7 protein-coding genes are annotated in these 9,674 nt (G+C 73.0%); 1 reads left to right on the forward strand and 6 read right to left on the reverse strand.

Features of this window, described 5'->3' with window-relative positions:
• Positions 1–22 precede the first annotated feature (22 nt).
• Entirely contained in the window at positions 23–535 is a 513-nt protein-coding gene (locus ABIA38_RS40455; protein WP_424643987.1) for a TIGR03618 family F420-dependent PPOX class oxidoreductase, read from the forward strand.
• A gap of 79 nt (positions 536–614) precedes the next feature.
• On the opposite strand, the gene ABIA38_RS40460 is transcribed toward ABIA38_RS40455, so the two are convergent.
• From ABIA38_RS40460 to ABIA38_RS40485, 6 genes are all read right to left on the reverse strand, one after another.
• Entirely contained in the window at positions 615–1,529 is a 915-nt protein-coding gene (locus ABIA38_RS40460; protein ID WP_424643988.1) for an LLM class F420-dependent oxidoreductase, read from the reverse strand.
• A gap of 145 nt (positions 1,530–1,674) precedes the next feature.
• The gene (pabB, locus tag ABIA38_RS40465) at positions 1,675–3,825 is read right to left on the reverse strand and encodes an aminodeoxychorismate synthase component I (RefSeq protein WP_424643992.1); all 2,151 of its coding nucleotides are present in this window, start codon (positions 3,823–3,825) and stop codon (positions 1,675–1,677) included.
• A gap of 58 nt (positions 3,826–3,883) precedes the next feature.
• Entirely contained in the window at positions 3,884–4,981 is a 1,098-nt protein-coding gene (locus tag ABIA38_RS40470) for a methyltransferase (protein ID WP_424643989.1), read from the reverse strand.
• Between the two features lie 152 nt (positions 4,982–5,133).
• On the reverse strand, positions 5,134–6,345 hold the full coding sequence (locus tag ABIA38_RS40475) for an FAD-dependent monooxygenase (RefSeq protein WP_424643990.1): 1,212 nt from the start codon (positions 6,343–6,345) through the stop codon (positions 5,134–5,136).
• The gene (gene ubiA, locus ABIA38_RS40480) at positions 6,342–7,304 is read right to left on the reverse strand and encodes a 4-hydroxybenzoate octaprenyltransferase (RefSeq protein ID WP_424643991.1); all 963 of its coding nucleotides are present in this window, start codon (positions 7,302–7,304) and stop codon (positions 6,342–6,344) included. Before ubiA ends, ABIA38_RS40475 begins: the two co-directional genes overlap by 4 nt.
• 223 nt (positions 7,305–7,527) lie before the next feature.
• Positions 7,528–9,228, reverse strand: a complete 1,701-nt coding sequence (locus ABIA38_RS40485; protein WP_424643993.1) for a bifunctional 3'-5' exonuclease/DNA polymerase — start codon at positions 9,226–9,228, stop codon at positions 7,528–7,530.
• Between the last annotated feature and the right edge of the window lie 446 nt (positions 9,229–9,674).

The raw sequence follows: 9,674 nt of genomic DNA on the forward strand, positions 1-9,674 counted from the left end.
ATCGAACGTAAGGATAAAGCCCATGAATACCGTCGAAATCCCGCAGCCGGAAAGCGACCAGGTCGGGGACGACGCGCCCGCCGGCCCCCCGCCGCGTCCGCTCACCGAGGACGAGGTGCTGGCTGTCCTGGCCCGCGAGCAGTTCGGCACGCTCGCGACGATCAAGCGGGACGGGCGACCGCATCTGTCGAACATGTTGTTCGCGTGGGATCCGGCCGCCCGCGTGTTGCGCTTCTCCACCACCGCCGACCGGGCCAAGCCGCACCACGTCCGGCGCAACGCCAACGCGGCGCTGCACGTGTCGGGCGGGAACGTGTGGTCGTTCGCGGTCGCCGAGGGCGACGCCGAGGCGAGCGAGCCGACCACGGTCCCGGGCGACGCCACCGGCCGCGAGTTGTTGGCCATGGTCCCGGCCGAGTTCCGACCGGCGGACGAGGCGACGTTCTTCGCGGGCGCCGTCGCCGAGCGGCGGTTGGTGATCCGACTGGCCGTCACCCTGCTGTACGGCACCGCGTTGGACATCCCGGGCGCGTGAGCCGGGCCCGGCAGGCCGGCCGATCAGGTGGCAGCGGTCAGCGGCTAGAGGTCTGCGGTCTGCGGTCAGAGGTCTGCGGTCAGAGGTCGCGCAGTGCCGGGGCCAGGCGGGCCCATTCCGCGTGCGGCAGACCGGTGTGGCCGGCGTCGGTCGGCAGTACGTGAACGCTCACGTGGTCCGCGCCCGCGTCCAGGTGTTCGCGGATCCGCGCGGCGATGGTCTCCTCGTCGCCCCACACGACCAGTGCGTCGACCAATCGGTCACTACCGCCGTCGGCCAGGTCGTCCTCGGTGAAGCCGAGCCGAAGCCAGCTGCGCCGGTAGTTGTCGAGGCCGAGATAGAACGCCGACGCCTCGCGAATCACCGCCCGGGCCACCTCCGGGTCGGTGCTCAACACCACCTTCTGCTCGGGCGCCAGGAACACCCCTTCGCCCAGCGTCTCGCGCGCCTCGCGGGTGTGCGCGGGGGTGGTGAAGTACGGGTGCGCGCCCTGGGCACGATCGCGGGACAGCCGCTGCATGCGCGGGCCGAGCGCGGCCAGCACGCGCGGTACGGCCGGGTCGGCGTCGGCGTCGAGGGCGTCCAGGTAGGCGTTCATCGCGGCCACCGGCGGGGTGTACTCGACCCCGGTCCGGTCGGCGAACTCGGGGTGGCTGACCCCGAGTCCGAGCACGAACCGGCCGGGATGCCCCTTCTCCAACGCGGCCACGCCCGCGATCGTGTCGGCGACGGGGAAGGCCCGGATGTTGAGGATCCCGCTGGCGACGCCGAGCCGCCGCGAACCGGCAAGGAGTTGCTCGGACAGCCCGAACAGGCCGTCGGCAGGCGCACCGCCGACCCAGGCCGCGGTGAAGCCGAGTTCCTCCAGCTCGGCGGCGACGGCCCCGGGATCGGCGGTATCGGCCACGAAGGTGTCGTGGTGCTCCCATACGCCGATCCGGCCGAGTCGCCCGATTACCTGCTGCGCGTCCATGTGTACGAGTCCTTCCGTCACTGCTCGATCCGTTCCCGGCGGTACTTCGGTGCCGATCGGCAATGGGCGGCCGGCACCGAAGACTCCTTCGGGAAAGTCCTCGATGCCGCATTCTCTTCCCGGGGCCGCGCAGCACCGCAGCACAAATCGCCCGATTCGCACCCTATTACGGCCGAGTGGGCGCTTCCGTGAACGCCCGGAGGGTGGCGGACGCCTTGAGCAACATTTCGGCGTACTCGGCCGCCGGATCGGAGTCCAGCACGATCGCCCCGCCCGCGCCGACGGTGGCGACGCCGTCCCGGACCACGGCCGTCCGGATCACGATGCTCAGATCGGCCGCGCCGGACGCGGAGAAGTAGCCGAGTGCGCCGGAGTAGACGCCGCGCGGCCCGGATTCGAGCGTGTCGATGATCTCCAGGGTGCGGATCTTGGGCGCTCCGGTCATCGAGCCGCCGGGGAAACACGCCTGCGCACAGCCGATCGCGTCCACCTCGGGACGCAGCGTGCCACGGACCGTGGAGACGAGTTGGTGGACCGTGGCGTAACTTTCGGTGGCCAGGAAGTCGCTCACCCGCACCGACCCGATCTCGCAGACCCGGCCCAGGTCGTTGCGCAGCAGGTCGACGATCATCAGGTTCTCGGCGCGGGTCTTCGGGTCGGTGACCAGGGAGCGGCGCAATGTCTCGTCCTCGATCGGGTCGGCGCCGCGCGGTGCGGTGCCCTTGATCGGCTTGCTCTCCGCGACCCGGTGCCGATCGATCCGCAGGAAGCGCTCGGGAGAGGCGGCCAGGACGGACATCGGGCCGAAGCGCAGCAGCGCGCCGTAGGGCGCGGGGTTGGCGGTGCGCAGTCGGGCGTAATGGGTGAGCGGGTCCTCCGGGGCGGGGGCGGACAGGGTGGTGGTCAGGCAGATCTCGTAGCTCTCCCCGGCGGCCAGGAGCCGCCCGCACTCGGCGATGTCGGCGAGATAGCGCGGGCGATGGTGGGTGGGGATCGGGATCGGGATCGCGAGGGGCGCCCCGCGCGACGTGACGGCTTGGGCGCCGATCGCCGTCGCGGTCGCGGTCGCGGTCGCCGTCGCGGTCGGCACGGATTCGAGGATGCGCAGCGTCTCGGCCAACCAAGCGTCCGACTGGTACTGGTCGTCGAAACGGGACAGGGCGACCGCGTAGGTCCGGCCTTCGAGGTGGTCCACGGCCAGGAATCGGTCACAGAACAGCCATTGCGCATCCGGCTCGGCGGCCCGGTGCCGGTTGGTGGTGGCACCGCAATCGGCCTTGATCTCGTAGCCGAGGTAGCCGACGTAGCCGCCGACGAAGTCGAACGGCAGTCCGTCCGGGATCTCGACGGCGCGTTCGCGCAGGCGTTCGGCCAGCACCTCGAGGATCGTGCCGGGCCGGAAGTCGCGCCGGAATCGGCCCCGCCGCACGGTCACCTTCCCGTCGCCGACGCGGTAGCACAGCAGTTCGCCGAGCGGGCCGCCGGCGTCGCCGAGGAAGGAAAACCGGGACAGTCCGCGCTCGACCCGGGCGCTGTCCAGCCAGAAGGCCGGATCGCCGGTGCGGTACAGCCGGGCGAAGGCCGCTTCGGTGTCGATCTCCCGGTCGAGCACCGCGGTGCGCACCCGTAGCCGGGCGGGCGGGGCGGCCTCGGCCCGGGCCGGGGCGCTCGTCCGGCGGCCTCGGGCCGGGTCCGCGTCGGGTCGACCGCGCGCGGCCAGGGCGAGGGTGCGGAAGTTGGCGACCAGCCGCGCGCCGTATTCGGAGGCCACCGACTCGGGATGGAACTGCACTCCCCACCAGGGCAGTTCGCGATGCCGGGCGGCCATCACCACGCCGTCCTCGGCGCGCGCGGTCACCCGCAGCGCCGCGGGCAGCGGCTCGGCCAGGCAGAGCGAGTGGTAGCGCACTCCGGTGAAGCGGGTCGGGATGCCGGCGAAGAGGTCGTCCCCGGTGTGCGTGATCGTGTCCAGGTGACCGTGCCGGGGGCGGGGCGCCGCGACCACCCGAGCGCCGGCCGCCGCGCCGAGGCCCTGATGGCCCAGGCACACCCCCAGGACGGGCAACCGCCGATCCCGGAACAGGTCGGCGGATCGGCCGAAGTCCCGTGCGCGGCCCGGTCGTCCCGGTCCGGGCGAGATCACCGCCGCGTCGTAGTCGGCCAGTTCGAGGTCGGCCCAGCGGGCGTCGTCATTGGTGACCACGTCCGGTGCGCGGCCGTAGACGGACGCGAGCAGTTGGAAGAGGTTGTAGGTGTAGGAGTCGTGGTTGTCGACGAGCAGAACCTTGATGACGTCCTCCGAGGCCCGTACCGGAATTCGACCTGTGGCGTGCGCGGAACCGGTCTTCGGCGGGCGAAGGCCGGGGATCGGCCGCTCACTTCACGCCGACCACCATGGACTCCGCGCCGGTCAGCGGTTCGGTTCGGGTGCTGCGGAAGCCCGCCTCGACCAACAGTTCGCGACACTCGGAGACCGTGCAGGCGAAGCCGCCGGGCGTCTCGATGAGGGTGTTCAGCCCGAGCAGCAGAGCGGACACATTGGCCCGGCGCTCGTCGTCGAGGAAGGATTCGAACAGGATCAGTGCCCCGCCCTCGGGCAACGCGGCGTGTGCCTTGGCCAGGAGCAGCCGCTTGGTCGGCAGATCCCAGTCGTGCAGCACATGACCGAGGACCAGTACGTCGGAGTCGGGCAGCGGATCGATCCGGAAATCGCCCGGCTGGAAGGCGACCCGGCCGATCAGCTCGGCCGCGCCGACGTTGTCCGTGAACGCGTCGGCACTGGCGGGCAGATCGAAGCCGACGCCGGTCAGCAGCGGGTGGCGGTCGGCGAGCCGGCACAGCAGCGCGCCGTCGCCGCAGCCGATGTCCGCGACGCGCCGGTACTCGGCCCAGGGAAAACGCTCGACGAGGGCAAGCATGGCCGGGCGGGACAGTTGGGACATCGCGCGCTGGAACAGCCGGCGGCGGGCCGGATCGGCGTAGATCTCGGCGAACGGATCGCGCTCGCCGTGGCCGGCGGCGAGTTCGTTGCGCGGCTCACCGGTGCGCAGGGCGTCGGTGAGCCGGCCCCAGAAGCCGTACAGGCGGGAGTTGGCCATGTCGAGGCCGTCGCCGATGTATGCGGTCGGCTTGGCCCGATCCAGGAAGTGGTCGGTCTCGGGGGTGTTGCGATAGCGACCGTCGTGCCGGTCCAGCAGGCCGAGGCCGACCAGCGCGTCCAGGAAGGCCGCTGCCCCGCGCGGATGCAGGTCGAGCCGGGCGGCGAGATCGGCCGCGTCCCGGCCGTCGTGCTCGTCCCGGCCGTCAGGCTCGTCCGGGCCCTCGTGGCGGGCGAGTTCGGTGAAGACGCCGATCTCGACCGCGCTCAGCAGGCACTTGGCGGCGGTGAACGCGAGAGCCAGCTGGGTGAGGTGCTCGGGAGATGGTGCGGTGGTGGTCGGGGTGGGCGGCGGGGTGGAGATGTCGGCGGTCACGGGTGGTGATCCTTCTCGGCCTGGTCGGGAGGGGTTGCGCACGGTGGGGACGGGCTTCGCGCGGTGGGGTGGGGTTTCGCGCCGAGGGGCTGCGTGTTGCGTGCCGGAGTCGGCTTTCGTGCGGTGGCCGGTGGCCGGCGATCGTTCGGACTTCACGTCGAAGCCGAGGCAACGGCGAGCGCCTGTGCCTCCGCGTCGTACCCATACGTTTCGGCCAGGAGGGCGAACAGCGCGTCCGGGGCGAGCTCGGCGAGGAGTTCGGCCCCCGCCACCGAGTGCATCAGCGTGCCGAATTCGCGGGAGGCGCCCTGGATCCGGGCGGTTCGCGGGGCCCGATGTGCGGCGTAGCGGCGCAATGCCTCGGCGACGCCCAGGTGTTCCGCGTGGGCGAGCAACGTGGCCAGTACCACGGCGTCTTCGACGGCCTGGCAGGCGCCCTGGGCCTGGTGCGGCAGCATGGGGTGCGCGGCGTCGCCGATCAGCGTCGTGCGCGCAGTGCTCCAGGCGGGCAGCGGGTCGCGGTCGAACAGCGGCCTGCGGTGCAGTACGGCGCCCGCGCGCAGGAGAGCCGGCACGGCCGGGTCCCAGTCGGCGAGGGCGCGGGCCACCGGTTCGGCCTCGACCGGCCCGCCCCACCTCTCGTCGGGACCGGCGGCGGGGTCGGCGGGGGCGACCAGCACCAGGTTCAGCCGGCGGCCACCCGCCACCGGGTAGGCCAGGAAGTGCCGATCGTCGCCGACCCAGACGCGGATCGCACGATCGGGGGTGGCCCGGGGGTCCGCGCCGATCGGCACCACCGCGCGATACGCGTCCATCCCGGAGTGCCTGGGTGGGTGGTCCGGATGGGCCCGGGCGACGATCCGCGAGTGGGCGCCGTCCGCGCCCACGGCGATGTCGGCGCTCGTGCACGTGCCGTCCGCGAAGTCGACGCGGACCGCATCGGCGTGTTCGTGCAGGCCGACGCACGGCGCGCCGTACCGGACCGTACCCGCGGGCAGCAGGCCCGACAGCAGCTCGCGCAGATCCGTGCGCAGCAGGGTGTGGTGCTCCGCGCCGAAACGTTCGGCGTAGGCGGGACGGATCGGCGCCCGTAACAGTTCGGCACCGTCGCGCCAGTGGCGGAAGTCGAGTTCGCCGGGCCGCGTGGCGACCGAGCGCAGACCCGGGCCCGCCCCCAGGCGGGTCAGGGAACGTACCGCGTTGGGGCTCAGTTGCAGGCCGGCCGCGCCGTCGCGGGGCTGTCGGGACCGTTCGTACACGGTCGCGGCCAGGCCCGCGCGGTGGGCAGCCAGGGCGAAGGTCAGGCCGGCGATCCCGCCGCCGACGACGGCGATGCGAAGCCGGTGGGGCTGAGCCGGGATCACCGGATCCGGCCCGCGAGTACGGCGACCAGGACCAGCGCGGCAAACTGCGGGTTGGTCAGGAACACCCGTTGGCAGCAGGCCGGATCGTCGATGTCCAGCGCCCGCAGCTGCCGGACCAGGTGCCCGGCGGCGAGCGCGAGCAGCGGCCAGAACGCCCACCCGAGGCCGGCCGCGACGCCCGCGCCGGCGAGGCAGCCGATGGTCGCGACGTACACGCCGACCAACACCGAAACGCTGCGCCGGCCGAGCCGCACGGCCGCCGAGCGCACCCCGACCACGGCATCGCTCGCCCGGTCCTGGTGCGCGTAGACGAGGTCGCAGCCCACGGCCCAGCAGGACATCCCGACGAACAGGAGTACGGCGGCGACGTCGAGCGAGCCGGCCACCGCGAGCCAACCGACCGGCACGAGCCAGCTCATGCACGGGCCGAGCCACACGTGTGGCCAGTCGGTGATCCGTTTCATCAGGGGGTACGCGACGATCGGCACCCAGCCGGCCGCCATCACCAGGAAGGGAGTCGGCCCGAGCAGCAGCGGAATCGGCAGCGCGACCAGGCATTGTGCGCCGAAGAAGGCCCAGGCGCGCCGGACTCCGATGGTGCCGGCGGCCAGCGGTCGACCCGTGGTACGCGTCACTCGCGCGTCGAATCGGCGGTCGAGGATGTCGTTGACCGTACAGCCGGCGCCGCGGGTCAGGAAGCCGACCGCGAACAGGACGGCCACGGTGAGCGGCACCCGGGCCCCGGGCCGGGCATCCGCGGCCATCGCCACGGCCGTCCACCCCGGGAGTACCACGAGCCAGGTCCCGACCGGGCGGTCGACGCGCATCAGTTCCAGGTAGGGACGGATCGCGAGCGGCATCCGGGCGACGCAGCGGGCGGCGGGCCGGGTGGGGCGCGGTGCGGGGGCGAGTGCCGGTGCCGGCGAGGGTGCGGGTGCGACGGGTGGCGAATGGGTCACGGGTGTCCTCGGCAGACGACAGGAAATGGGAATCCCAATACGCGTTCGGTTTCCCGAATTCGCCGCACATGGAAATCCGGCGACCGGAATTTACCGCAGCCGACAGTTCGGGTGTCAAATCCGAGCAATTGCCGCCGCGTTGGCGAACTCCCTTTTATCGACCGGGAGTTCGATTGATCGTTTCGGCCCGGGATGGCATTCCTTCGATTCCGGAACCGACTCGCTATTTGGCCTCGGCGTAGGAGTTCACCACGACCGGAAGCAGCGGAAGCAGTACCGGAGTGTCCCCGAAGACCAAGGCGCGGGCCTCCTGCGCCGCCTCGACGATCGCGGCGGATACGGCGTCGGTCAGCTCGGCCGGGCTGTGCACGATGATCTCGTCGTGTTGGAAGAAGACCAGGTGCGGGCGGCCCTGCGGGGCGTGGTCGTAGCGGGTGAGCCGGCGGCGCAGCGCGGCGAGCAGGGACAGTGCCCAGTCGGCGGCGCTGGCCTGGATCACGAAGTTGCGGGTGAACCGGCCCCGGGCGCGGGTGGATCGGGCGCCGGCGTCGTCGGTGCGGTCGGCGTCCGCGGCGGGTTCGCGGGTGCCGCCTTCGGCCAGGTCGAGCCAGGCCGAGGAGGGTGGTGGGCAGGTGCGGCCGAGTCGGGAGCGGACGATGCCGCCCTCCTCGCCGGTGCGCGCGGCGGCCTCGACGTAGCCCATCGCGTCCGGGTATTGCCGGCGCAGCGTGGCCAGGAGCGGGCCGATGTCGCCGCTGGTCTGCCCGTACATCGCGCCGAGCAGGCCGAGTTTGGCCTTGGCCCGGTCGCCCTGGAAGGCCGCCTTGGCGAGCGCCTCGTACAGATCGCCGGCCGCGGCGGACCGGGCCAGGCCCGCGTCCTGGGACATCGCGGCCAGGATGCGCGGTTCGAGCTGGGCCGCGTCGGCGACGACCAGGCGCCACCCCGGATCGGCCACCACCGCGCCGCGCAGGACGCGCGGGATCTGCAACGCGCCGCCGCCGCGCCCGGCCCAGCGGCCGGTGACCACGCCGCCGACCACGTATTCCGGGCGGAAGCGGCCGGCCCGGACCCAGGTGTCCTGCCAGGCCCAGCCGTGCGCGGCGTGTAGGCGGGCCAGTTCCTTGTACTTGATCAGCAGGTCGGCGGCGGGGTGGCCGACGTCGCGCAGGTACCACGTGCGGGTGGAGGTCAGGCGTACGCCCTGGTCGGCGAACGCCTTGAGCACCTGCGGATGCGAATCCGGGTTGAACGGCCGGCCGCCGAGCGCCTCGCGCAACTGCTCGGCCAGGTCGACCAGTCGCTGCGGCGGTGCGCCGGGCAGGCGGGGGCGGGCGCCGAGCAGTTCGGTGAGCAGCGCGTTGTGTACGTCGACCCGCCACGGCAGTCCGTCGGCCGCCATCTCGCCGGCCACCAGACCGCCGGCCGATTCGGCGGCGACCAGGAGCCGGAAGCGGGAGCGGCGGGCCGGGTCGTCGATCGTGTCGATCCGGCGGAGTTGGTCGGCGTGTACGGCGACCACGGCCGCGAGTGCGTCGGCGCCGGCGGGCAGGCGCAGGCGGTCGGGGACGAACAGGCTGTCCTGGGCGTCGGCGACGCCGATGGGGAGGTCCTCCGGTACGGGCAGGCCCTTGAGGCGGGCCCAGGCTGCGCCGAGTGAGCGAGGTTCACCCACTCGGCCCTCGTGGGCAAGCAGCAACGACTCGACCAGGGCCAGGTCGTGGCAGCGGGCGACGCGGGTGGGGAGCAGCGGGGCGTACGCGCTCTCCGCCGAGGCCCAGACCCACCGCGGCGGCGTCGGCGCGGCCTCGAGGTCGGCGATCGCGGCGACGAGGTCGCGAACCTGCTCGACGGGGCCGAGCGGTGTGCCGTCGTCGCGCATCGGTTGCAGCCGACCGCCGTGGCCATAGGCGTCGGGAGCCATCGCGACCCGAGGCGCGACGAGCCTCACCACGCGCGACGGATGGTGCGGGAATTCACGAACCGACCCTCCTCTCGACCCATTCGATACGGACGAACCACACACAGCGGACAGCCCTACCAACCGCCGAACACTACCTCCCGGGACCGACACGACCGGGGAGGGGCGGGTGGCGCGGGGCGCACGGGAGCGGGGTGGCGGGACGCTGCGGCCCGCCCGGCAATGGCGCGGGAGGGGCGGGAGCCGGGCGCGGGAGCGGGAGCGGGAGCGGGATGCGGCTGCCCCGGGAGTGAGGCGGCGGGGCGCACGGGAGCCGAGCGGGCGGAGCGGCGCAAGGTGGCGGGGTGCGCGGGGGCGGAGCGAGCGGGACGGCGCAAGGTGGCGGGGTGCGCGGGAGCGGAGCGAGCGGGACGGCGCAAGGTGGCGGGGTGCGCGGGAGCGGAGCGAGC

Source organism: Embleya sp. AB8 (assembly GCF_049739465.1).
In the GTDB taxonomy this organism is placed as follows: Bacteria; Actinomycetota; Actinomycetes; order Streptomycetales; family Streptomycetaceae; genus Embleya.